This window comes from Pedobacter caeni, from assembly GCF_900129215.1.
GTDB classification, from domain to species: Bacteria; Bacteroidota; Bacteroidia; order Sphingobacteriales; family Sphingobacteriaceae; genus Pedobacter; species Pedobacter caeni.
Window position 1 is genome coordinate 902678 of record NZ_FQUQ01000001.1, and the last position, 24490, is coordinate 927167.

At 41.7% G+C, this 24490-nt stretch carries 23 protein-coding genes; 7 read left to right on the forward strand and 16 right to left on the reverse strand.

Annotated features, from left to right (window positions below; translation table 11 throughout):
* The first annotated feature begins 5 nt into the window (after nucleotides 1-5).
* Nucleotides 6-575: a dihydrofolate reductase family protein gene (locus BUC20_RS03765; RefSeq protein WP_073227586.1), complete on the forward strand. Its 570-nt coding sequence runs from the start codon at nucleotides 6-8 to the stop codon at nucleotides 573-575.
* A 64-nt stretch (nucleotides 576-639) separates the two neighbouring features.
* Here BUC20_RS03765 and BUC20_RS03770 read toward each other — a convergent pair whose 3' ends face one another.
* The 7 genes from BUC20_RS03770 to BUC20_RS03800 all read right to left on the reverse strand — a co-directional run bounded on the left by BUC20_RS03770 (nucleotide 640) and on the right by BUC20_RS03800 (nucleotide 12169).
* Nucleotides 640-2820 (reverse strand): alpha-N-acetylglucosaminidase, encoded by a 2181-nt coding sequence (locus BUC20_RS03770; RefSeq protein WP_073227589.1) that lies wholly within the window; start codon nucleotides 2818-2820, stop codon nucleotides 640-642.
* Nucleotide 2821: 1 nt separating this feature from the next.
* Nucleotides 2822-3943: a family 20 glycosylhydrolase gene (locus BUC20_RS03775; RefSeq protein ID WP_073227593.1), complete on the reverse strand. Its 1122-nt coding sequence runs from the start codon at nucleotides 3941-3943 to the stop codon at nucleotides 2822-2824.
* 56 nt (nucleotides 3944-3999) lie between these two features.
* Nucleotides 4000-4899, reverse strand: coding sequence for a DUF1735 domain-containing protein (locus tag BUC20_RS03780; protein WP_084528502.1), 900 nt, complete (start codon nucleotides 4897-4899; stop codon nucleotides 4000-4002).
* 88 nt (nucleotides 4900-4987) lie between these two features.
* Nucleotides 4988-6637 carry a RagB/SusD family nutrient uptake outer membrane protein gene (locus tag BUC20_RS03785; RefSeq protein ID WP_073227599.1) on the reverse strand — a complete coding sequence of 550 codons (1650 nt, stop codon included), beginning with the start codon at nucleotides 6635-6637 and terminating at the stop codon, nucleotides 4988-4990.
* A 14-nt stretch (nucleotides 6638-6651) separates the two neighbouring features.
* Nucleotides 6652-9948 carry a TonB-dependent receptor gene (locus BUC20_RS03790; RefSeq protein ID WP_159441046.1) on the reverse strand — a complete coding sequence of 1099 codons (3297 nt, stop codon included), beginning with the start codon at nucleotides 9946-9948 and terminating at the stop codon, nucleotides 6652-6654.
* A 267-nt stretch (nucleotides 9949-10215) separates the two neighbouring features.
* Nucleotides 10216-11397 carry a FecR family protein gene (locus tag BUC20_RS03795; RefSeq protein WP_073227604.1) on the reverse strand — a complete coding sequence of 394 codons (1182 nt, stop codon included), beginning with the start codon at nucleotides 11395-11397 and terminating at the stop codon, nucleotides 10216-10218.
* Between the two features lie 100 nt (nucleotides 11398-11497).
* A complete protein-coding gene (locus BUC20_RS03800; RefSeq protein ID WP_084528503.1) occupies nucleotides 11498-12169 on the reverse strand; it encodes an RNA polymerase sigma factor in 672 nt (223 codons plus the stop codon).
* Nucleotides 12170-12410: 241 nt separating this feature from the next.
* On the opposite strand from BUC20_RS03800, the gene BUC20_RS03805 reads away from it, so the two are divergent.
* The gene (locus BUC20_RS03805) at nucleotides 12411-13148 is read left to right on the forward strand and encodes a helix-turn-helix domain-containing protein (protein WP_073227607.1); all 738 of its coding nucleotides are present in this window, start codon (nucleotides 12411-12413) and stop codon (nucleotides 13146-13148) included.
* Nucleotides 13149-13187: 39 nt separating this feature from the next.
* Nucleotides 13188-13610 carry a VOC family protein gene (locus BUC20_RS03810; protein WP_073227609.1) on the forward strand — a complete coding sequence of 141 codons (423 nt, stop codon included), beginning with the start codon at nucleotides 13188-13190 and terminating at the stop codon, nucleotides 13608-13610.
* 1 nt (nucleotide 13611) lies between these two features.
* Here BUC20_RS03810 and BUC20_RS03815 read toward each other — a convergent pair whose 3' ends face one another.
* The 4 genes from BUC20_RS03815 to BUC20_RS03830 all read right to left on the reverse strand — a co-directional run bounded on the left by BUC20_RS03815 (nucleotide 13612) and on the right by BUC20_RS03830 (nucleotide 17063).
* On the reverse strand, nucleotides 13612-14091 hold the full coding sequence (locus BUC20_RS03815; RefSeq protein WP_073227611.1) for a hypothetical protein: 480 nt from the start codon (nucleotides 14089-14091) through the stop codon (nucleotides 13612-13614).
* 27 nt (nucleotides 14092-14118) lie between these two features.
* Nucleotides 14119-14463 carry a hypothetical protein gene (locus BUC20_RS03820; RefSeq protein ID WP_073227613.1) on the reverse strand — a complete coding sequence of 115 codons (345 nt, stop codon included), beginning with the start codon at nucleotides 14461-14463 and terminating at the stop codon, nucleotides 14119-14121.
* A gap of 181 nt (nucleotides 14464-14644) precedes the next feature.
* Nucleotides 14645-16204 (reverse strand): FAD-dependent monooxygenase, encoded by a 1560-nt coding sequence (locus BUC20_RS03825; RefSeq protein WP_073227616.1) that lies wholly within the window; start codon nucleotides 16202-16204, stop codon nucleotides 14645-14647.
* Between the two features lie 40 nt (nucleotides 16205-16244).
* A complete protein-coding gene (locus tag BUC20_RS03830) occupies nucleotides 16245-17063 on the reverse strand; it encodes an AraC family transcriptional regulator (protein ID WP_073227618.1) in 819 nt (272 codons plus the stop codon).
* 133 nt (nucleotides 17064-17196) lie between these two features.
* Here BUC20_RS03830 and BUC20_RS03835 point away from each other — a divergent pair, with 133 nt between their 5' ends.
* The gene (locus BUC20_RS03835; protein WP_073227621.1) at nucleotides 17197-17820 is read left to right on the forward strand and encodes a hypothetical protein; all 624 of its coding nucleotides are present in this window, start codon (nucleotides 17197-17199) and stop codon (nucleotides 17818-17820) included.
* Between the two features lie 119 nt (nucleotides 17821-17939).
* On the opposite strand, the gene BUC20_RS03840 is transcribed toward BUC20_RS03835, so the two are convergent.
* Together BUC20_RS03840 and BUC20_RS03845 are read right to left on the reverse strand one after the other, a co-directional pair.
* Complete coding sequence (locus BUC20_RS03840; RefSeq protein WP_073227624.1) at nucleotides 17940-18740, reverse strand: class I SAM-dependent methyltransferase; 801 nt, start codon at nucleotides 18738-18740, stop codon at nucleotides 17940-17942.
* 40 nt (nucleotides 18741-18780) lie between these two features.
* Entirely contained in the window at nucleotides 18781-19617 is an 837-nt protein-coding gene (locus tag BUC20_RS03845) for a maleylpyruvate isomerase N-terminal domain-containing protein (protein WP_073227625.1), read from the reverse strand.
* A gap of 104 nt (nucleotides 19618-19721) precedes the next feature.
* On the opposite strand from BUC20_RS03845, the gene BUC20_RS03850 reads away from it, so the two are divergent.
* Nucleotides 19722-20114, forward strand: coding sequence for an acyl-CoA thioesterase (locus BUC20_RS03850; protein ID WP_073227628.1), 393 nt, complete (start codon nucleotides 19722-19724; stop codon nucleotides 20112-20114).
* Nucleotides 20115-20184: 70 nt separating this feature from the next.
* A complete protein-coding gene (locus BUC20_RS03855; protein ID WP_073227631.1) occupies nucleotides 20185-20595 on the forward strand; it encodes a hypothetical protein in 411 nt (136 codons plus the stop codon).
* Nucleotides 20596-20623: 28 nt separating this feature from the next.
* On the opposite strand, the gene BUC20_RS03860 is transcribed toward BUC20_RS03855, so the two are convergent.
* Together BUC20_RS03860 and BUC20_RS03865 are read right to left on the reverse strand one after the other, a co-directional pair.
* Nucleotides 20624-20923 (reverse strand): hypothetical protein, encoded by a 300-nt coding sequence (locus tag BUC20_RS03860; RefSeq protein WP_073227634.1) that lies wholly within the window; start codon nucleotides 20921-20923, stop codon nucleotides 20624-20626.
* A gap of 51 nt (nucleotides 20924-20974) precedes the next feature.
* The gene (locus BUC20_RS03865) at nucleotides 20975-21712 is read right to left on the reverse strand and encodes a class I SAM-dependent methyltransferase (RefSeq protein WP_073227636.1); all 738 of its coding nucleotides are present in this window, start codon (nucleotides 21710-21712) and stop codon (nucleotides 20975-20977) included.
* A gap of 119 nt (nucleotides 21713-21831) precedes the next feature.
* On the opposite strand from BUC20_RS03865, the gene BUC20_RS03870 reads away from it, so the two are divergent.
* Complete coding sequence (locus BUC20_RS03870) at nucleotides 21832-22284, forward strand: hypothetical protein (protein ID WP_073227639.1); 453 nt, start codon at nucleotides 21832-21834, stop codon at nucleotides 22282-22284.
* Nucleotides 22285-22395: 111 nt separating this feature from the next.
* Here BUC20_RS03870 and BUC20_RS03875 read toward each other — a convergent pair whose 3' ends face one another.
* Complete coding sequence (locus tag BUC20_RS03875; RefSeq protein ID WP_073229443.1) at nucleotides 22396-24288, reverse strand: gamma-glutamyltransferase family protein; 1893 nt, start codon at nucleotides 24286-24288, stop codon at nucleotides 22396-22398.
* Between the last annotated feature and the right edge of the window lie 202 nt (nucleotides 24289-24490).

Below are 24490 nucleotides of genomic sequence, written 5' to 3' on the forward strand. Positions count from 1 at the left end.
ATAAGATGAGAAAGATCAGAATCTTCGAACACATCTCCCTTGATGGTGTTATCGAACACGATAAAAATTACACATACGGTGGATGGACCGCTCCCTATCGTACTCCCGCCGGGATGGCTATGCTTCTTGAAGCGTACAGTTCAGGATTTGACATGCTGCTTGGCCGCAAGACCTACGATGAATTTTTGGGATACTGGCCAAATGCAGGTGACTTTCCAATGGCCAACGCGATAAATGCCGCAACAAAGTACATCGCCACTCACAGGCCTGAGAGCCTTGAATGGGGACCAGTAAAGGATCTGGGTCTGGACATCATAGAAGGGATTCGCAACCTCAAGTCGACAGAAGGCCCTGATCTTGTACTTTGTGGAAGTATATCACTCACCTCTGTATTGCTCGACGCCGGATTGATAGATGAGGTGATCCTGATCGTATACCCCGTATTACTGGGCAAAGGCAAACGGCTTCTTTCAGACAGTTTTGATGCCCGGGAACTTGAATTTGTGAGCACCGCAGCCACACCAACAGGAGTTCTGCTCAATACTTACCGTCACCTGGGATCGCTTAAAGGTTGATCTTCCGTTGCGGTAATGAATACATTAAACCATCCCATAATCAAATACGGGATGGTTTTTGTATTTAATGACCTTGCATCACTCCCTCTTTCCCTACCATTCGTTTAATAAGCCCATTCAGTTCTTTTTTCGTCAGCAGCTTCGGGGGATCCAACTTAGGAGTCTTTACCCATTCATTTTCTGTTTTGAAATAATCTGGTTCGGCTGCATTTCCTGACTTCATCACCGCTAGCTGCCAGGCTATAAACTGATCCCATCGCGACAAATAAATTGTGCTCAATACTCCTGCCCATTCTTTATGTGCGTAATCATGCAGTTCAGTTTTAGGATTATCATCCGGACCCCAGAATATAATTTGTGTTCTGGCATTCCATAACGCATTCTCCTTATCTGATGGTGTACCACCAAAATCTACCGCCTGCTGCAGCCATCTGTTCACCGAAAAGTATTTACTGGTACTTAAAAGTGAATCCTGTTGCAACATCATTTGTCTGAATTTTGCACTGCTGGATTTAAACATTTCCGCATTTTTAGCCTTTATAGACGTCATCATCAGGGCATAAACCTCATCAGCCCTATTGGCCTGCAGCTGTCGTATAAAATCAACCCAATCCGTCTGATAGCTCTCCACATCTTCAAATTCTTTTCCTGCAGCAACAAACATCCTGACCGCATCTTCAAATCTGGCTACATCATAGTTTCTTTTCCTGGTTCCCCATGAGGAAACAGATTTAATGTCTATAGCTGGTCTTGCACAAAAAATGGATTCAGATGGCCCCTCCTGATTTACTTCAGGGCTGCTATATGCCGTTTCCAGCAACAAGGCCCAGGCCTGATCAATCTTCGGATCAGATTTTCCATAACGATATTTCGTGTAACTGCCAATCCACTTTTTAAGGTTCACATGCTCCGCATGCCAGCCGAGCTCCAACATCATATCAAAAGCTACAGGATTGTTGTATATTCCCTCAGGGATAATCCCTATGCCCTTCAAAAAGGATCCGTAAGCACTGCCTTTTGCACGGTATACCTCATCAGCAAAGCGTTGTAATTTGCCATAAATACCATTTTTCTCGCCGAAATTGCTCACATTACTCCATACAAAAGGTGTATTTTCATAGCCATGGCGCTTTTCCCAATTGTTGGTATTCTCCCCAAACAGCTCAATAACCAGGGTCTTATCTTTATTCAATCCTTCCAGTAAAGCATTTGCCGGATTTTGCTGCCATCCCTGCAAAACCCAGGTAGAACCAGGGTAATTTTGCTGCATCAATTTCTGAATATGCTTTGCAGAAGCCCCAAGGTCTGCCCCTTTCGAAGTACCGCCTTCATGAAACGGATCTCCACCAAAGAAATGCAAATCCTCTCCGTACAGCTTCTTCATTTCCGAATAATAGGTATTGGCAACCTTGTCAAAGTAGGGGTCCTCAGGAATTAAAAAATCGGGGCGCTTAAAGCCTCCCGCCCATAACCCCTGATCAATTACTTTAATCGTTTGTTTATTTTTCAAAGTTGAAGGGATCATTCCGTAAAAACCATGCATTACCGGCTCAATACCAAGCTGTTTCATGCGTTTAATGATTTTTTGCTGCAACAGTACCTGCTGATCTATCGTCTGCTGACTAACCGGTCCGCCCCAGCCTTCCAGGTTCCCCATCAACCACCAGGCGCCAAAGGCAGGGCCTGCAATAAAACCCGCTATTTCCTGGTCAGTATAGCCCAGCTTGCGAAGGGTATTTTGCCAGACCCCTTCCATTCCCACTGGAGCTAACATCAGGTTTACCCCGTTTAAAGCCATCCAGTCTAACTCTCTTTCCCAATCTTTCCAGGTATAAAAACTCATGGAATAGCTGATGGTGCAATAATTTAATGCGTACCTGTACTGATACGGAGAAACTATCCTGACTTTATTTTTTATTTCCGGAAGCCTGGCCGGCGCACTAAGGTTATCGCCAAAATGCGACATGGTCCTATGGCAATAATATTTGAGATACCAGTTTAATCCTTCAGCAGCAGCACTTGCTGAACTGGCAGAAATCATCACCCTCCCTTTACCTGACGACAATTCAAAGACTTCATTTCCATCTGCATCCGGAATAACCTTAAAAACCAGATTCCCGGCCAACCATGGGAACCTTCTTGAGCTGATGCGCTTCACCTCATCGTAAGGTTCGCTCCTGGCCGTCATGCCAATTAGCATTAGCAAAAACAACACCAAAACCCTGTGTATGAGTATCTTATTCATATTAATTACTTTTTAATATTCTGATTTCGGCAAATAGTTTTTTAAATGTTTCTACCGTTCCATCCTTATCAGGCTGTTTGCCATGGTAAGCTAAGATAAAATCTTTTGAGTTTCCCCACATGGTATGAAACATTCCTTTCATTCGATTGGCTATCGTGGTTGAAAATGCTGCCCTGTTTCCGTTCTTTCTGATCGCCTTCACCATTTCCAGCTGAGCAAGTGCCACATCTGCCTTATTGGATGGAGCAGCAAGTACATTAAAACCTTTAATTGCAAAATAAGCAGGTGTTGGCGCCGCATCTTCATACTTCCAGTCACAAATCATAATGTCCCTGGGAATCAAATCAATTGCCTTATGGGTATTGTTCATACTGGCCTGCCATGCCAATAAATTAGTGGTTTTACCATCAATCAAACGATCGCTCCACATCCACATTTCACAGCCTTTCTTTTTCAGATGATCATGTAATGCAGTCACATAAGCTGCAAAAATTTCTGCTTTATCAAGGCCTCCACAACGTGGACATTTCTCGTCTCCGATAATCCATACTTCATCCAGACCAACATGGAAAGCATCAGCCCCGCAAACCTCAATCAGCTCATCAATTACCGGAAATATCACTTTAAATAAATCCGGATGTTTAGGGCATAAACTTTTAGAATAGAAATCAAACATCGTATTGACTGGTTTCCATGGTACCGGAGGATTCAATTGTGGTGATTCATCAAACTGAGGATAATTTTTCAGCAAGGGGAGAATCGTTATGTCTTCCGACTGATGCCCCAGAAGATTCATTTTCGGTATAAACCGGATACCTGTTGCAGAACAGGCTTTCAGGATTTTTTGCAGGTTCTTTTTTGACAAAGCATTGTGCCCCCTCAGTTCCGGATGCGACTCAAACTGATATTTATAGTTCATGCGCAGCACCAGGGTATTCACCCCTTCTTTAGGTAAAACCTCAGTAATGAAATCACAAAACAAGGGCACATCCTGAGGATCAGGAGTAGACAACAATAAAGCACTCACAGGAAAACGTTCGCTTACAGGTCCGGTTTGTTGGGCAAATGATCCTTTAAGTCCTGCAGTAAGCAGAACCAACAGGAAAAGATATATTTTATTCATGATGATAGCCTTAAAAAAGGAGGTCTCTGAACAGAAACCTCCTGATGAACATTGACTTAAAGTTTTTTTAATGTTTCCGACATCTTCGCTACAAATCCGTAGTAACTGTAGTTATAAAACAAAACGAATGTATTCGTTGCGGGATCGAAGGTGCTGACAGTCCCCTCCCTGTTGGTTAACAGATTTCCAGCATCTTCCAGGTGTCCGGATACCAATACCGTATGGTCTGCCGGATTCACTTTAAGTGTAAATTTATTGCTGCAACACCACGGTCCAAGATTCGCAATCAGATTAACGTCATACGTGTGATTTGCGACCTTAGTGATTGTTTTCCTCACTTTCGTCGGATCTGTTCCATAATCATCTCCATTTCTCATTCCTCCAGCCGTATAGGTGCCACTTACGAAATCCGGAACAGTTAAACTAACCTGGTAATACGTTGTTTTAAACGCCGATTTTACCGGTAAATCCGGACTGACACTTTTTATAGATATCGGAACCAAATACCTTTTTTCTTCCTTCAGCAATTTAGGATTAATCCCAAACTGCTGTATACTGCTGATCCGTTCGTTCTTTTTGATCGTTGCTTTCATTGTCCCTTCCGTATAAGATCCGGCAGGAAGAAGTTCATATGCAGTTCTCCCGGCAGCAAGCTCCAGCACATTTAAGGAATCCAGTTTTTTGTGGTCAATACTAAACTCAACCTCAATATCCTGATTAGCAAGTTCTTTTCCTTCCAGATATGCACTATAAGGACGGTAATAAACCGTATCCTTCTGACCTGGTTCTCTGCTCACTACTTCTACTGCATTAAAAGGGGTTCCTCTCGAAGATTGTGGCATATACAGCATTGGATCATTAGCGATACCCGGCAAATTGATATCTTTCTGACATGCGCCGATGATCATAGCGGGCACAATAACTAATAAACTCAGTTTATAATTTCTACCTTTCATAGGATTATATTTTTTAAGCAGTCATCTGCATGTTCATTGCTTTTTGCAAGCAGTATGCTGATGACCTGCTTTATCTTTTAAAACTTAGTTAATAACCTGGATTCTGATTAAATCCCGAACCTGCTCCGCCCAGCTTATCTATTTCCGATTGGGGGATCGGCAGGAAATACTGTTTCCCTTTATCAAAGCTGCGCTTCTCAATGATTGGATACCGGTAAGTGGTATCGTTGCCAGATACGCTGATCGAAACACCGCGTACGACTTTATTGTCTACCGTTTCAGCGATCTTCCACCTGCGCACATCCCAGAACCGCTGACCTTCGAACGCCAATTCGATCCTTCTTTCATGCCTGATTTTTTCCCGCATCTCCTCCCTGCCTAATCCTGACGGCAAAGCTGGCATTCCTACTCTTGCACGTACCGCATTTACGGCATTATAAACTTCCATATCGGGGCCAATCGCTTCATTGTACGCTTCAGCATAGTTGAGATAGACTTCTGCAGTTCGCATCAAAACCCATCGGCGTGGCGAATCCCCGGAAGCATTGATCAGGTTTACCGATTCAAGGACATATTTTCTCTGCCAGTAATTGGTTGCTGTTTTTCCGTTTTCAGGTGCATCAATGCCCAAAGGATCAATCTTTCTGCCTTTCCAGATACTTCCAGGATACAGCACCGATTGATAAAAGCGTGGATCACGGCCTGCATAGGGATGGTTAGGGTCATAGCCGGAACCCGATTCGGCCGGAAGTTTCCCTGTTGCCTGAAGCTCATAATCGTCTACCAGATCCTGAAGAACAGTAACTCTCGCATAACCAATGTATCCTGTGGGATTCATTTCCCTGTCAATTCCTGCGTCGCCAAATGCCCCTGGTGCCGGACGGCCCCAAATCACCTCCTGATTGGTAAACTGGCTGAAAATTTCCGAATATTTAGGATGTAATACAAAACCTGCGGCCAGGGCAGCATCTAATGCTTTTTTATTGGCATCTGAGGCATCTTTCCATCTCGTACTGATGGCAGAAGGATTAAACAAAGGACTGGCATAGTACAATAGTACCCGGCCCCTCAGTGCCAATACAATCGTCCTGGAAGCCCTGCCAATTTCAGCTTGTCTGTCCGCATAATTGGCCGGCAATAATGGCTCAGCCTCCGAAAGGTCCTTTAAAACGGCTGCAACAACTTCATCAACAGAGTTCCGTTTAAAGAAAATAGGATCATCGCCTAAAGGATTCTGAATCGATTCAAATAGTGGAACTCCTCCCCAGGTGCGAAGCAATTCAAAATAATAATAGGCCCTCATCGTCAGGACCTCTCCTCTTAATCTCTTTTTACGATCAGGATAGTTATTATCCTCCGGTATTTTATCATAATTGGCCAATACAATATTGCAACGTCTGATCTGCGTAAAATAATCCTTCCATCTTCCTCTTAACGGAAATGCTGAAGCGGTAAAGAACCCACTATTAAAATTGCCTGCGTCTGCCCCATCTGCAGTTATTGTTGCCTGATCCTGACTTTGATCAGTTTCATCTGTTGCACTGGACATGGGCCAGAATGTTCTGAACATATTGGGTGTTGAATTGTAGATATTGTTTACAAACAACTCTGAATTTCCAATATCAGAAAATACTTCCTCTTCTGATATTTTAGCATTTGGCAAACGGTCCAGATAATCTTTTTTACAAGCCGCAAGCCCTATTACGACTAAAACGAGTAAAATATATAGTTTTTTCATGGTCTTAATTTTAATTAGAAGTTGACGGTTAGTCCCAGGTTGTAAATGCTCTGAATTGGGTAGGAAAGACCTGAAAACGATCCTCCTACATTAGATTCAGGATCAACATTGATATCCTTCAGGTGATCCCAGGAATAAAGATTCATCGCATTGACAAATATCCTGGCAGTCTTGGTGCCCACTTTTCGGGTCCAGGTAGAAGGCAGACGATAGCCAAGTTCCAGGTTTTTTATTTTCAGGTAATCCGTTTTTCGAAGCCAGAAAGTAGAATTGATGAAGTTGTTCCCATTCTTGCTCTCATTTCCGTGTAATACCGGAAACTTAGCGTTTAGAGGGTTTTCCGGTGTCCATCTTTCGAGGTGATGTGGTCTGATTCCATCGCGATAGGTGTAAACAATCTGGTCCGAATAGATTTGTCGGCCGCCCAATGCACCCTGTAGCAGTATACTCAGGTCAATTCCCTTATAGCTTAAGCCAAAAGAAGCTCCAAAAATCTGATTGGGCACATTGAGTGTAGGAATTGGAATTCTGTCCTCAGGGCCAATAGATCCATTTCCACTGATATCTCTGTATTTTAAATCGCCGGGAATTACAGTGGTGAAGCTCTGTATCGGGCTATTGTCAATTTCCCTCTGGTTCTGGAAGAAGCCCATCGATTCATAACCCAGAGAATATCCTACCGGCAATCCAATCTGACTTTGCCATGGATACTGTAATTTAGGTTCATCAATTTCAAGGATTTTATTCTTCGTGAAGGTATAATTCAGGTTAGAGAACAGGTAGACCTCACCGATATTGGTATTCAGCTTCATTTCGACTTCAAATCCCCTGTTCAATACTGCCCCTTTATTTAAACTCAGTGCAGCATCAATTCCGAAATAATCGGGAATCAGGTTCGGCCCGGTCAGGATATCCTTCCTGTGTTCGCGGAACACATCTACCGTTAAGCGAATCTGGTCCTTTAAAAACCCTGCTTCCAATCCTATGTTACTCTTGGTTGCTTTCTCCCAGGTGATATTTTTGTTTCCTACCCTGCTTTCCCAGTATCCGCCAACATTTGTTGGATTGTTGCCAAAGGTATAGCCTCCACCCCTGGCAAATTCGGAAACAAAGAGGTAACGGCCGTCACCAATATTATCATTTCCAACCAATCCATGCGAACCTCTTACTTTTAAATAGCTAAACACCTTATTGTCTTTCATAAAAGGCTCAGCCGAAACGAGCCAACCGGCAGAAAGGGCCGGGAAAAATCCATATCTCTTTCCTTTAGGGAAGTTCTCCGATCCATTGTAACCTGCATTAAATTCGAAAAAGTAACGCTGGTCATAATTGTACTTCAGCTGCCCCACCAGGCCTTGGTAAACCCTGGGCAGATCTCCGGTTATCGTCCGGTAATTCCGGTTAAACAAAGCCAATCCACTTACATTATGACGCTTAAAACTTCTATCGTACAACAATTTAACATCAAAGTAATTGTATCTGGTGGCATTAGTGGCACCATCCTGACTTAAGGATGTTTTCGCATAATGCTGCACGTAAATTGGTTTCCCTGTCGCTTCATCAATCCCTTTGTAGCGGTAAGATGCCGGCATTTGATATTGTGAAAAATCAATACTGCCAAAGGTTTCAAAAGAAAATAAACTTTTGATTTTTAGTCCGGGGGTAATGAAATCAAGTTTTCTCGTCGCCGCCACATTTCCAAAAGTGTTTGAAAAATTGGTATCAGAATATCCGTTCCGGGTGATGATGCCATAAGGGTTGATAAAATCCGCACGAAGGTTTCCCGAGGCCAGTGAACCATCTGGATTAAACACTGGCGTTAATGCATTGTGCATTTGGGAAAGCACCACAAAGAAATAGCCATTGTCATTCCGGTCGGCATGCGGCATGGTCCTGTTTTCCAATCTTGAAGCCAGATCCAGCTGCAAATCAGTATTTTTATCCAGTGTCACATCGATATTCGACCGGAAGTTGTACCGGTCATATTTATACTTAACGCCGTAAATATTTTCGTCTGCAGCCTTAAAATTTGTTTCCTGTCTGAGGTATGATCCGGATACAAAATATTTCACAAATTTAGTACCGCCATTCACATTTAAATTCACTTGTCTTTGGGGCGTATATTCCCGGATCATTTCCTTATACCAATCTACGTCCGGGTATAAGTAAGGGCTGGTCTTGTCTTTAAACAATTGCAATTCCCGATCTGTATAAACGGCTGACAGACCATCATTTCTGGCACCTTCATTTCTCAACAGACCTGAGTTGTAACTGTCCAGAAACTTTGGAAAGCGCCCGGATTTCATCAATGCACTTTGCGCATTTACCTGTATTGTAGGCGATCCGTCTTCCCCTCTTTTTGTGGTGACCAAAATAACGCCATTGGCACCTTGTATGCCGTACAAAGAGGTCGAAGAAGCATCCTTCAGAATAGATATAGATTCAATTTCATTGGGATCAATATCTCCGAAATTCTGGTCCCCTCTGGGCAGTCCGTCAATAACGACCAATGGAGCTGTATTTCCGGTATAAGTGCTGATTCCTCTTATAAAAAGGGAAGAGGCGTCACTCCCTGGTCTTCCGGAGCGTTGTGCCGTAACCAAACCAGGGATACGGCCCGCCAGGGCATTACTGATGTTTGCCACTGGGCTTTGCTTCAGTTCTTTTGTTGATATACTTGATATCGCACCTGTAAGGCTGACTTTGGTTTGTTTCTGACCGTACCCAACCACTACAACTTCCGAAAGTCCGGAGGTTTCCTGTTCCAGGAACACATCAATCACCGGACGACCGTCTATAGGGACTTCCAGTGTTTTGAAACCGATGCTGCTAAAAACAAGAATACCATCCTTAGGGCAAGTGATTTTAAAGCTTCCCGAAGCGTCGGTTACTACAGCTTTTGCCTTATCCGATTTCAAGCTTACCGTAACTCCAGGTAACAATCCACCTTTATCGGCAACGGTTCCCTTTACAGTGATTTCCTCCTGAACCTTTGACATCAATGAATTGATGGTGTTTTTGTTTTCTTTGATCAATACGATTTTGCCCTGAATCTTGTAAGTAAGCTTCTGATTGCTAAAACATATTTTGAGCGCTTCTTCAACGCTCACTTCATTTACAGTTATAGATACACGGTTACTTTTTTCAATTAATCGCGTACTTGCCACAAAGTCATACCCACTTTGAAGCCGGATTTTTTCCAGGACTTCTACCAATGGGGCATTGTGCTCAGATAAAGATATTTTCTGCGCAAATGTGCTGGCACTGGCAGACAGGACAAAAAAAAGAAGAAGGGCAATAGTTATTTTCATAACCAATAGGAGTTTTTGGGGACGCCATTTCCCCGGTTTGCCTGGGTTAAAAGCAATTAAATTCATACATTTGAATGATTTTGGGTTAACGATTGATATGATCTGTCAATAATTTTTATCCGGATTTTTCCGGATGGGGTTAGCTCAAATGATTAGACGTATTCCGACTGGTACTCGGAATGCGTTTTTTTTTGGCTCCCCGGGTTTGGGTTAACAGCGTAAAATTTTCTTCATGTTTGGTTTGGTTGGTTATTAGCTCTATTTTTTTTATAGTTTCTTTTTAAAAATGGTAACGTTTGTGCCGCTTATAGAATAATCGAGATCTTCAGTTTCTTTCAGGTAGTTTAAAATAGACGAAAGATTGTTCTTGCGTGAAACCGCTCCCCAGAACTCCAGATTTTCTATATCTCCTTTGATCTGGACATCTACCCCATACCACCTTGAAACTTTACGCATGATGCTTTTAAGTGTCTCATTTTTAAAGACGATTTTTCCATTCATCCAGTCGAGCGCTGCCGATTCATCCGCTTTTTGCACCCTAAGCTGCCGGTCCTTTAACACAGCCTGCTGACCAGGGCTCAGCAGTACTTTTCCGCTTGTATTTACCTGATGCACCCGGACAGCCCCTTCAAATAACGTAGTGGTGGTAGCCAGCTCATCGGCATAATTGTTAATGTTAAAATGGGTTCCCAAAACTTCTGTTTCCTGTCCTGCAGTTTTCACAACAAACGGCCGTTTCTTATCTTTTGCAATCTCAAAATAAGCCTCTCCCTTCAATTCCACTACCCGCTTACCTGAACCAAATGAGCCAGGAAACTTAAGCTCAGAAGAAGCGTTTAACCAAATCTTACTTCCATCTGGGGTAACCAATTGATAAACGCCTCCTTTTGGAGTGGTGATCGTATTATATGCGCTATCATTATTTCCGGGCGACTGCAACAGGCAAGTTAATTTTCCTTGCAGAATTTTAGCATAGCTTGCGCCATCTTTACTGATGACAGCACCTTCGTTCGCATTTTCAAGGTCAATAGACTCTCCATTGCTGAGCGTAAGCCTTGCCCTTGTGCTTCCCGGTCCAACGTCTCCGGAAGCCAGGATTTTATTGCCTGAGGTTTTAGGACCGGTATTGGCGTTGAAGAAATACCAGGTGCATGTAGTGATTAGCGCCAGAACAGCTGCCACCCTGAGGTACGTGCGCAACGATGATGGCCTTACAGAAAGCTCTTCACCGATTTTTTCATGAATCAGCTTCCGGTTATTGTTCAACACGAGCTCAACCTCTTCGGTATCCTGTGCCTCATGATTTTCCGATTTCAACTGAGCAAGGATCAGCTCATTCAGTTCTGTCTCCTCTCCTTTTAAAAGGAAATGATCCATTAAATAGCTGATTTCTTCCTCGCTACACTGTTTCGAAAGGAACTTGTGATATAGATGTTTTAAATCCTGCATAGTTTTTAGCTTAACGCTATATACCTATACGCTGCTAAAAGGAAAAGTCTATGCTCTAAAATGTTTTTTTTTGAAAATAAATGGCACTGGCCTCCAAAAGCTATAAAAACAGTCTTTTGACCATCTCTATCAGCGTACTCATCATGAAAACAGACAGTAAAAACCGCTTGGAATTGGTAATTTCTGTGCGCAAAAAATTTAAAGCTTTAGCCATATGGTCTTTGATGGTCCCTATAGAAACGCCAAAATGCCCGGCGGTGTTCTCATAGCTTTGACACTCCATTTTTATCCGTCGGAAAACAAGACCTCTTTGTGGAGGAAGTTTATTGATGGCATTTTCCAATTCCTCATTTATTTCTTTTAATGCGATGATATCGGCAATCGGATCATGAAGTTCAGTCATCAGCAATACCAGCTGTTCCCTCAGTTTCTGATCCCTTGCTACCTTTCGATAAAAATCGATTGCACAATTTTTGGCAATATGAACTAAAAAGCCTTCGAATGGCTTATCGGGATCCAAAAACGTTCTTTTAGTCCAAGCTTTCAGAAAAACATCCTGATGAAGTTCAGCAACAATTTCGGGAATATGGACCAGTTTTTTCAGGTTATAATAGACCTTCCTTTCATAAACCTGATACAAGATGTTAAACGCCTTCTGATCTCCAGATCTCAGCTTTAAAAGCAGCTCTTTCTCTACATCAGGAAGGATTTTATGCATAAACAGGTGTAAATTCGATGGTTTGGTCAGAATCAAATATAATATAAATTTCATCAAACAAACATGAAGTCATCATCTTCGCTGGTCTTCATTTCCTGCTTAATGCGAAGTGCCCTCGCTACTCAAATAATTTAAAATGAATCAAATTGCCCCCCAAACTTCGAAATGTAAGTCAATCGACTTTTGTGTATTTTAGCTACCCAAACGATATTGCCAGTGAGCCATTGTAAAGGAAGTAGGTTTCACTTTATGCCATATCATCAAACTTTAGCACAGATATAAGTACGGAACTGCAATGAAGTATAGAGAAATAGTACCTACGGGTTATTTGACAAACTTTATTCAAAGTTTTTGGGAGTATGAAACTTCCGACAAGGATTTTGAGCATACCATTATTCCAGACGGGTACTTCGATCTGATTGCAGAATTTCAAAATGGGACCTTAATTCTTGTCAAACTTACAGGAGTCTGGACGAAGCCTGTAAATGTAAGCATTCCTAAATCCACGAAAATATTTGCTGTTCGTTTCAAACTTTTAGCCGCAGAATATCTGTTTCAGCACGAAATAAGATCTATACTCAACACCACCCAAAATCTGGCATTAAACTACTGGAACATTGATCAGTACCAAAGTGATGATTTCGAAAAATTCAGTACAGACATCAGTAATCGTTTGGACAATTGCATTAAACACTTAAAAGAAATCGACAAGAGAAAACTCAAACTTTTTGAAATCGTCTACAGCAAACACCTCCCCTCTGTAAATGAACTTGCCTGTGAAGCTTTTTGGAACAGCCGTCAAATCAACCGATACTTCAATAGTCGCTTTGGTTTCTCGCTAAAAGCATTTCTAAACATCGTTCGATGCAATGCTTCCTACAAAAATATTGCCAAGGGAAATCTTTTTCCTGATGATAATTTCTTTGACCAGTCTCATTTTATCAAAGAAATCAGGAAGCACACAGGTTCTACACCAGGCGAATTATCCAAAAATCAAAACGTCCGTTTTTTACAATTGACAATAAAATCCTAAAAGTATTTTTACACCATTAATCATTTAAAAAAGTGTAGAATGAAAATTACAAAACTCACTCCAAATTTTGAGGTAACCGATGTAAAACAAACTGTTGCCTACTACGAAGAAAACTTTGGTTTCAAACTAGTGATGACTGTTCCCGAAACACAAAGTGAAATTGAACAATCCTTTGCTGAAGACAAAAAGTACGTTTATGCAATGGTACATAAGGATCACATAGAAATCTTTTTTCAGTGTTCAGACACCTTCAAGGAAGATGTTGTCTTTTCTCAGGGCTTATCCATTGGTGCTTCGGTTTCATTTTATATGGATATTGAGGGTATTGAAAAATTTCATCAGCTCATGAAAGAGAAGAATCTTCAGGTAACCGATTTGAAAACAACCTGGTACGGAATGAACGAGTTTTACCTCAAAGACCTCAATGGTTATATTCTTGGTTTTGCAGAAAGAGCAGGATAAATCAAAATGAATGATACCTGGATGTTAACTCTTTATCCAGAACGAGCTTCAGACTCCCTCCTTTCATACTAAGCGTATCCCCATTAATAAAAAATATTTTGGCCGGACTGCCAGCAGTTCTACCCGCTGTTGCAAAATCGTTCCATGCTCTTTTTGTACGAGTCCCTTTTACCCTCTTAACTTTAAGCTTGACGGGACTTAAAACGACAAACCAATCTTTATCTTCATCTTTAAATAAATGGCTTAGATCAGTTAAATCTGGCCCTTTATCTCCATCTCTAAAATTAAACCCTGAAGACTGTATCGTTTTTTCATTCCCGTCAATTTTACAAAATGCCCAGTAAATTTCACTTTTGTATTTTTTGTCCCAAAGCACTGTGGTATCCCGCACCGAATAGATTTTAACATCAGTTTTATCCTGAGCCTTCGCAGATAATTGAACCACTAGGGCGATTAAGAAAAGTGTAAATTTTACAGGCATAAATTTAATTGATTAGCGCAATAGCTTCTATTGATCAAGAGGAAGTCTTTTAGGTGAAAGCAGCCAGGAAATTCCATCTTCTTCCTGCTTTACATGCCAAATGACAATTCCAAATGCATCTTCGTTTGAAGTAAATTCAAAAAGCATAAATGGAGGTACCCATATTAATTCAATTTCTCCGTCGCCTGCCCATCCTGCTTTTTTGAATAATTCAGAGGCCACTTTGATGTATTCCTCAGCGTTTGATAAAAAATGTGCTGGTTTAAATGTGAAATTTAAGTTGTCAATATACTCATGTGTGAAAAGCCTGAAATTTCTTAATTCATTTGGCTCATACTTAATCACTTCTTCTTTTTTTATTGAATATGCCATTTTTTGCTCAGGTTGTGTTTTGAAGCACCATCAGGTTCAGAGTTTCGCCTTTATAAACAGCTGTTCTCCGAAGACATTTTTATAGTCATAATTTCCTTTTGAAATTAACGGGAATTTCAAACAAGATCTGATTTAAGTTTCAATTAAAAAAATCGTATTGTGGCTTTTTATTTTCACCAAATCAGGACGTAAACCAAAGATCAGCTGCCCGCCTGGTCAATTCCTCATTTGCATCTTGTTCAGAAGCCCAAGCCACAAACCCGTCCGGGCGTATCAATACAGTGCTCAAGCCTAACTGTTGTTTCGCTCTGCGGTAAACATATTTCAATTGGTCGCCGTATTCAGTTGCCAGCGTTTTAAGTAATGTATTCCCGCCAAAATCAAGCAATATCCACAGACCGTCCTGCATTAACCCACCAATTGCAGTACCATCTTCGAACTCAAAGTTGGGAACGCTATGGCCAATTAAAGGATGCTCATCCGAACGCTTATAGTGTGTAGAAATGCCCCATATCCTTCCGGCAAAATAGGTAGCACCATCCCTGGTATTTATAAGTTCCCTTACAATCGAATTCAATGCCCGGGCCGCAGGATCTGGTTTCATGATGGCCACTTGCGCACGCGACCAATCCAGAACATTTACTCCAATCGGATGTCTTTCAGCCTGATAAGTATCCAGTAAGCCCTCTGATGCTTTATTTTTGACAACAGCGGCGAGTTTCCAACCAAGGTTCATGGCATCCCCCAGTCCAAGATTTAACCCCTGCCCTCCCAGCGGTGCATGGATGTGCGCGGCATCACCGGCTAAAAACACCCGTTCGTTGCGGTAGGTAGTAGCCTGCCTTGCGCGATCAGTCCAGGTGGTTGCGATATGCAGTGCAGTAATCGTCACATCGGTGTCAGAGATCCGGCGCAATAATTCCTGAGCGTGTTCAAGCGTAACCGGCTTTCCTGATTTATGAAATTCTCCCCCATCAAAATCCTGCATGACGAGGTAATCTGGCTGGGATAACAGATACATACCTGTTGCGGTCACATTTCGCCCTGGATTGAGTTTCTCCGGATCGGCAATTGTAACATGAGTAGAGTAGCCGGTAAATTCGGGCTCAGTACCGGCAAATTCAAAACCACCGGTTTTACGAACCATACTCCGGCTTCCATCACAACCTACAAGCCATTTGCTTTGAAATGATTGGTCAACCGACTGAACGGTTACCTCATCTCCGTTTTGCTTAAAATGAGTCAAGCCAAGCCCACGCCTGATCACCACTCCCAGTGCTTCTGCTCTACTCGTCAGCATCTTTTCAAGTTCTTCCATTTCAGAAATCAAACTGACCTCAGTAGCGCTTGACAAGCGATATTTCCATTGTGAAAACTCAACATTGTCAACATTAAATTGAATGCCGGCAAAATGTCCTCCGGGACGTTGAGGTGCTGACAATTGCGGACCTGTAGTTGAAGTGATATGTGGTTTCTTTATGCTTTTATGTAGTTGTAGCTCTTTGAGCAAGTCACGGCGATAAAGTGCCTCAATAGTAGGTGCCGAAAGACCGCGCATCCCGAAAGGAAGTTTCTTCAGTGGGGAGCCGGGATCTTTTTCCTTTTCCAGTATCAGAACTGAACATTTGGCCAGCGCCAGCTCACAAGCCAGGAAAAGACCTACCGGACCTGCACCAGCAATGATGACATCGTAAATAAAATTCTCTTGTATAGATTTTGTGTTTTCAAGTGTTGTTTTCATATTAAATGATTGAAACACAAAATTCTGGAATGTTCCTGCGCTAGGCTTGTATAAATGCGACAAAGTCGCTCCCTAAGATCTGCTTTCCTTCTTTTGCTTTTCGTGCGAACACTCCTGGTGTGCTCCCACTATAACGCTTAAACTCCCTGCTGAGGTGAGGTTGGTCCGAGTAACCCAGCTCATGAGCTAAACTGGAGAGGTTCGTATCCGGATCATGCCATAATCTGTTCCGGACCTGCTCAAAGCGCATCAGACCAGAAACATCTTTAACAGTATGACCAGAGGATTGTTTAAAGTTCCTTTCCAGTGTACGAACCGTTGCATGAGCCGCCTCCGCAACCTTACTTACCGGCATGGTGCCTTTTGCTTCCCTCATTGCAACACCCGCTTTAAATAACATGCTATTCATAGACACCTCCGACCGCATATCCAGAAAATACTGTTTTACCCGGGCCAGCGCTTCATCTACCCTCCCATCATGTATTGATTTTTTCAAAGCAGATTGGAGCTGAGTGATGGGATGCTCGAATAGCTGTACACCAGCTTTACCTGAAGGTAAGCCAAGCAAATCAAATACCGTCCAGGGAAAGCACCTCACCCCAATGATCTCTAAACAGTTTTTCGCATAAAAATTAACAGGCTGATTGAGCAGTCCCATCATAAACGGTGATGGCAAGGCCTGCAGACTTCCGTTGTAAAAAGTGCTGCAGTCAGCTCCGAAATGGAAAATAATTTCTACATAACCATCAGGTACAACTTCAAATTCCGATTGTTTTTCTCCAAATTCTCTTCTATTGTACCAGAAGCATTTTATCGTGTCCCGTAACTCTTCCGGAGGTTCAAATTCCTGGTGATGCATTTTTAAAGATAGCAAATTTGTCTGACCCGCCACTCAGCATCAAAGTAGTCAGGATATAAATATTTTCCTGCAAGTGTAGCGTTGTCCAAAACATTTACGTTCTTCATTAAAAAAACCACATATCTCTCAAATTATGAAATACCTTTATTTACTCTGTTTTGTTATACTCTTGTCATCATGTAAAAAGGAACAGGCATATGGTCCTTTTAACCTTAGAAATGGGCAGGAAGTGGAATTATCTGTGGATCACCGATATGGAGCAATTAATGATCAATTGTTAATATTACCACAAAATAAATATGCTGAAGCATCTCTGCATGGATTCGATAATAGAAAACCTGGCTACATGTATCGTGTCAAAGCCCGCTTCCATAAAGAAAAAGTGCCTCTCCAGGATGCTGCCGACAGGTGGTTTGATTTCATCAGGGTGATCAGTGAAGAAAAGTATCAGGGAAATGAATCGTTTGATATCCAGCTGATCCATCATTATATACCTGGCGGGCAATCAGTTATGCTCAGCAAAGAAAATGAAAAGTATGTATATATTAAGGATAAATTGCAGCTTACTTACAGCAGTCCGGAAGTAAAAACCAAATTGGAGGAAATCTGGCAAAATGTAGTGGAAATGAGAGAGAATTGGGCAAATGGCAAACCTTCTGCCGGTCCAAAATGGAAATTCATCACCGCAACTGTTACCCACGATCCTGCTAACTTTGGAAAGGCCTATTTGGTACAAAAGATCGAATTTACGAAATAGGTCATCCAACGTTTATTCAAAGTTTCATCACATTTAAAGAGAGGTGCCAAAAAATATAGCACCTCTCTTTCATAAAAACCTCTTTGGTATAAAAAGAAGGTTATCCCCCCTTGCCAGCTTTACTTCTTTGTTCCTTCAATCGCATACACCATAGGAATGTGATTTTCTAAATGTTTGATCCTGTATTTTCCAGGTTCAAATTCAAGGGTCTGATTGAAACAGTTGTATGGAGAATAATCAAATTCATCAAAGGAGTTAATTTCTATTCCGTTTTTAATTAAGCTGTTTAACACTTCACTCATGCCGTGGTTCCACATGATGTATTCCAATTGAAGGTCTGCATTCCTGTCTGCATAAGTTCCTTCTTCCATCTCTATGATCTCTCCTGTGTTGAAATAATTGTATTTAATTTTCTCAAAGTCATCATCAAACATCCAAACCACCGGATGGAACTCCACAAACACAAACTTCCCTGTTGGTTTTAAGAATTGAGCAATAACTTTTGCCCATTTATCCAGATCAGGTAACCAGCCAATGGTTCCATAACTGGTAAAAACAAGATCAAATTGACCCGTTAAATGTTGAGGCAGATCATAAATATCACAACAGATAAAAGTTGCATTTACATTTGTTTTCCCAGCGAGTTCATTTGCACTTTTAATGGCTTTATCAGACAGATCAACTCCTGTCACCTCTGCTCCTAACCTCCCCAAAGAAATGGTATCCTGTCCAAAATGACATTGTAAATGCAAAATGCTTTTACCTTTAACATCACCAAGAAGAGCTAGTTCAATAGCATTTAGTGATGACTTGCCTTTTAAAAAACCTTCAACATCATAGAAATCCGATTTCAGATGTGCATCAGTTCTATTGTTCCAGGATTGTTTATTGATTTCAATATAATTACGTTCGGTTTCCATTTATTCTTTTTTGGTTCTAATTGTGATATCAACGATTTGATCAGGCCATTACCGCCACTATTTGTAAAGCCTGATACCCTAAGTCCTGATCTCCTTTTATTTCTATATGTTCTGAAACCTGATTTGGCCTTAAGCTTTTCGAGAACAGTTTCCAGGCAGTGTCCGGGTCAATGGTTACTGTTGCATTTGCGTTGAGGTTAGGCTCCTTATTCAATATCCAGCCAGTTTCAGTCTTCACAATATTCCATTGTCCACCAATTTCCGTGCTCACGATTAAGGAAACAACAGTCCCATTCTCTGCTGGTACATCTTTATAAGTATGAGGAAAGGCGAACATAAAAGTATCAAGAAAAGGATAAAACAACTCCTTGGTCATGATTCCTTGTTTGCCTACGGCATCCCGGATTTGTTGTTGGTGCAAAAATTTCTCTGTGTATTCCCTCGCGATATGAAACCAGTTGGCAGAAGTTTCCTGTCCTGCCCATGCCACTGAAAATATGGCATTCTCAAATGGGTCAAGTGAATTAAGATGGGTGATATACTCATGACCTGTCAACTCCAGAAGAGATTTCAGCACAGTAGGACTAAATCTTTGAGCCGCATTTGTCCAGGTCATGTTCAAATTGTTGAGAAATGAGGTCAGCTCCTGATAAGAGTTAATGTTTTCAGCTTTCTCTCCAAAATAACCGTCTCTTGATATAGACAACGCTCTTAAATTACCGTCAAGCAAATGAGCGGCAACATCTTTAACTTTCCATAGTTTTGCCACTGTTGGTGCATGCCATTCCTCATCTGTTAAAGAATCCAGCAGGTTGATCAGCATCCGGTCCAGCAAAGGGAACAAATGCAAGGTCTCTATTTCTATTTCTTTGTCCATATGGTGCCGAAAGTTAATTAAAAAAACACTCAGTCACGGAATTTACAACCTCATTTTACAGATTAAGAAATATTCTACAATTATTTCCATCTTTGCAAAACGATATGCAAGACTATATTTTTGAAATTCAACTAAAAGTAAGAGATTACGAGTGTGATATACAAGGCGTTGTAAACAATGCCGTTTATCAGAATTACTTAGAACATGCGAGGCACGAATACCTGTCATCAAAAGCAATTTCTTTTAAGGAGCTGACAGAGAAAGAAATCCTTTTAATGGTGTCCAGAATAGAAATGGATTTTAAAAACTCATTGACTTCAGGTGATACTTTTACTGTGAAACTAAAGATCGAACGTCAGGGACTGAAACTGATCTTCTTTCAGGATATCTTCCGACATTCAGATGATGTTTTATGCCTGAAAGCCAAAGTGGAGGTGATTGCCAAAATAAATGGTAAGCTGAGCCGCGGAGAGATTTTTGACACTTTACTCCTTTAATATCCGTAAACAGGATAGCGCCTCGTCAGGATACTCCATAGCCCCCATCAGGCGATTTAAAGTATAGAAAATGCAGATAAAGAATAAAGTCCTCCTATATACCATTTTAACAAATTTGCTGGCAGGCAATACCATTCTGATTTTAGCAGGTTTAGCCTCTTCTACCGGCGAAATCAATTACTGGTTAATGTTGGGGTTATCTGCCGCCTGTATACTCGTGTATGCAGCTGTTTTTAAGTATGTAAACCTTCAGAAATTCAGCACCCTGAAATTAGGGATCACCTCGGTGCTTTGTTGTATGCTGATCATCACCCTGGGAAATTCAATTGCACTGCTGCTTAAAGATCCTGCTGATTTTGCAGGAAACCTGGGTCCTGTGTTGTTCATGGCAATTGCAGGAAACATCATCCTGTTTCCCCTTTCAGTGGGTATAGGGCTCTTAAATCTATATTGGTTCAACAAGGTAAAACACCTGGGATAAATAAGACAAAGTATCAGGAATAAAGATTTTACTCCTGATAATCAATAATGGTATAGCTAATTCCGGAGCTGTCCAGGTAACTCTTCAGTCCTTCCAGCCAGTTCCATAAATATGAAGTACTAAACTGACAGACATAGATACCATCTGTTTCAAATATGGTAATCAGGTTGGGCATCTGGTGGGTATTTTCCGGATGTCTGAATTGCCGGTGTTGCTTCCCCAGAAAGTCATATTTCTTTTCAAAATAGGGATTCCGTTCCAGAAGATCGATCATCTCCTGAATTTGTCTGGCACTAAAATCAGCTTTTATTTTATATTCAAATCCCATTTCTTAAGCTTTAAACAACATTACTTGCGCTTTAAACCACACTGCACCTGATTAATTCTCTAATCTTGCAGCGATCATCAAAAAGATAGGCCTTCTGTTTTCATCTTTCATTTCCGGATAAGCCATTAGAGTTTCCTCAGATGGCTTTGGTTCAGAGATGCGCTGGATCAGGAATTCGGAATCCAACAGCGTATTAAACACCGTTTCCAGGGTTCTGTGATACTTCGTAACAGTATGCCCAAGGAAACTGGTATGCCTGATTCCCTCCTGCTGATAATGATCTACCGGCCAGTGTAACCTGTTTCCTGCGTCATCAAAGGTCCAGTCTTGCTCAGGTCTGGAAGTAAAGATGGGATGTTCCTGAGAAAAGATAAAGCTTCCACCCGCTTTAAGACAATGCTTTATTTTCTGACAGGTCAGGTTAAAGTCTTTCACATAATGAAATGCCAGGGAGCTGATCACCACATCAAATTCCTGAATCGAAAAATCAATATCTTCAATGGCCATCTGATGGTATTCGATGTCAAGACCTGCAGACTTCTCTTTTGCGCTTTCCAGCATTTTGGCAGAAAGATCAATTCCAACCACTCTTTTTGCACCCTGCTCCTTTGCATAGATACAATGCCAGCCAAAACCACAGCCCAGGTCAAGAACTGATTTCCCATTAAAATCTGGTAGCATTTTTTGCAGTACATGCCATTCTCCCGCAGCATTTAGCCCTTCCACTGATCTTGGCATATTGCCATAGTTTATAAAAAAATCCGGATCATCATATTTATTTTCTCTCATACCGTATTCTATTGTGCCTCGAAAATTTGGTGGCTTTCACAATTTAACATTAGCTTTAGTAAACAAAGATGCTCATCATTTGTTGAGTATCCATCTATTTATTTAAAACCAAACACTACATGAAAACAATTCTCAGTTTCACAATTACCTTATTTTCCCTGGCCTTATTTAGCTGTAACAGTCAGAAGGCAGGGAACAATGCGCAACAGCAGACCAATCCTGAACCAAAAACAGTGCTTGGTGGCGACAAAGACGATCATGGTTGTAAACCTTCTGCCGGTTACCAGTGGTCGGCGATAAAACAGGAATGTATACGCCCATTTGAGTTGTCAGACAAGCTGAAAGACCTTACAGACGATACGATGGCCGCCTTCCTGCTCTTCTCTGAGAATAAAAAACAAGTAGAGATCTTTGCAAAGGATTTTAAAACCCCATTGGTGATCAGTGCCTCCGAAAATGAGGTATACATATCAACCGATAAAGTTTACAAACTACAAAAAGACGCACAAAATCATTGGGTACTGTATAAAAATGAAGCCGGAAAAGAAAAAGCCGTTCTGCAACAAGGTTAAGCTAACTTCTTTTTAAAAAACGCTTCCTGTTAAAAAAGAACTTCTCTTTAAAACAAACAGCCCGCTGAAATTCTCTTTCCAGCGGGCTGTTTCGTAAAAGCTTAATCAGGTTTACCAGGCAATGCCATAATCTTCTCCATGGTTACTCGAACCGCCCCAGAGACTGCCATGTTTCCAGTCAAAATAAATCGCATTTATTGGCCCGCTGGTACGGTCACTGAAACTCAGCGTATACCCCATTCGTTTTAGTTCCTCCCTTGCAGCCGCTGTAGTATTGCTATTTAACAACATCTGACCCGGCTTAGGCTTACGGTCTTCTGTTTTTGTGCCTCCCAATGAGAGCCATAACTGGTTGGTATTCATATTTGCTGCTTCCGAAGCCTGTTGTACATTCATTCCAAATTCTGTTACATTTAAAAAGAACTGCAATAAGTTCTGGTCCTGTGTATCTCCGCCTTGTACCGCCGAAGACAAAAATGGTTTCCCTTCTTTAAGTGCCAGTGATGGCGATAAGGTTACCCTTGGTCTTTTTCCCGGAGCCACTACATTGAATGGATTCAGGGTAGAATCCAGTACAAAACTTTGCATCCGCTGGCTCATTCCTATACCCGTTTCACCCGCAATGCAGGCGGGCAGCCAGCCACCACTTGGCGTTACCGATACCACCCAGCCTTCTTTATCAGCGGCTTCTATCGAAGTTGTTCCTGCCCATAACCGTTCATGGTACAAATCATCCGGCGAGTTATTCAGCTTACCCATATCATGTTTAGGTGCAAAATTCCGTTTGGTGGTGTCCATTTCATAACCTCTCTTTTTAAGAAGGTCCAGATAAGGATTTACCTTAACGCCTTGAAAAGGATAGGGATTTCCCGGACCGATTTCAGGATTATTTTTGTCAGACTGAATCAATTGTGCCCTTTGTTTGGCATATTCTTTACTCAACAGACCTTTTATCGGCCCTTTTGGACTGGTAGCAGGATCGCCATAATAAAAATCACGGTCTGCGAAGGAAAGGTTCATGGCCTGATATAGCGTATGAATGTACTTCGGACTATTGTAGCCCATACCTTTTAGGTCAAAATTTTCCAGGATATTTAAAGCCTGTAACATGGCTGGTCCTTGAGTCCATTGCTGTAATTTATAGACATCAACGCCTTTATAATTTACAGTCAGAGGTTCTTCTTCCAGAGGTTTCCACCTGGCAAGGTCTTCCATCGTGATCAGGCCACCCTGCTCCTGGCAACCGCGAACAAATTCTTTGGCAATGTCTCCCTTATAAAACCGGTCGTAAGCCGCCATTAATGCCTGTTTTCTATTTTTTCCTTGTTTAAGTGCTGTTTTTTCGGCTTCCACCATTTTAGTCAGCGTAGCCAGCAGGTCTTTTTGTACAAAGATCTCCCCTGCTTCCGGTGCTTCTCTTTTTTCTCCTGAATGGGTCAGAAATACCTTTTTACTATAAGGCCATTGTTTGATCAGTTCTTTTCCCCGCTCCATGCTGTTTGCAGCCTGTGCTTCTATAGGATAACCTGCAGCCATCTCCATTGCAGGCGCAAGAACCTGTTCCAGGCTCAATGTTCCGTAATTAATCAGCATATAGATGAGTCCGCCTGGAGTACCCGGTGTTGTGGCAGCAAGCGCTCCATATTCAGGAGGAAAATTGTATCCTTTGTTTTTAAAGAAATCTACTGTGGCCCCTGTTGGTGCCACCCCCATAGCATTAATGGCAATTACCTTTTTAGTTTTGGGATTATAGATCAGAACCTGAGTTTCTCCGCCCCAGCTTAGCGTATCCCACATCGTACAGGTTGCGGCAAGCATCGCACAGGATGCATCGACCGCATTACCACCTTTTTGAAAGATCATTGCCCCTGCGGTAGCGGCTAAAGGTTTACCGGTAATGGCCATCCAGTTGCGGCCATGTAAAACTGGTTTTTGTGTCTGTTGTGCCGATAATGGCAATATGGACGCTGCGGATAGGAACAGTGCCGAGATGATGTGTTTCATAAAAATCGATAAGAACTTAAAATTACTTATTTTTGAAAGAAGCCCCAAGAACAATGTCCCTCTGCCTGTCACAATATAGCTACCGGTTTGCTGTGCGTTATCGTCCATCAGCTGTCCGCTAATGGACAGTAAAAATTAAGGACGTTGCTAATTCACTTATTAAAAGCAACATAGCAAGGAAATTAAAATTGGCATACCATTC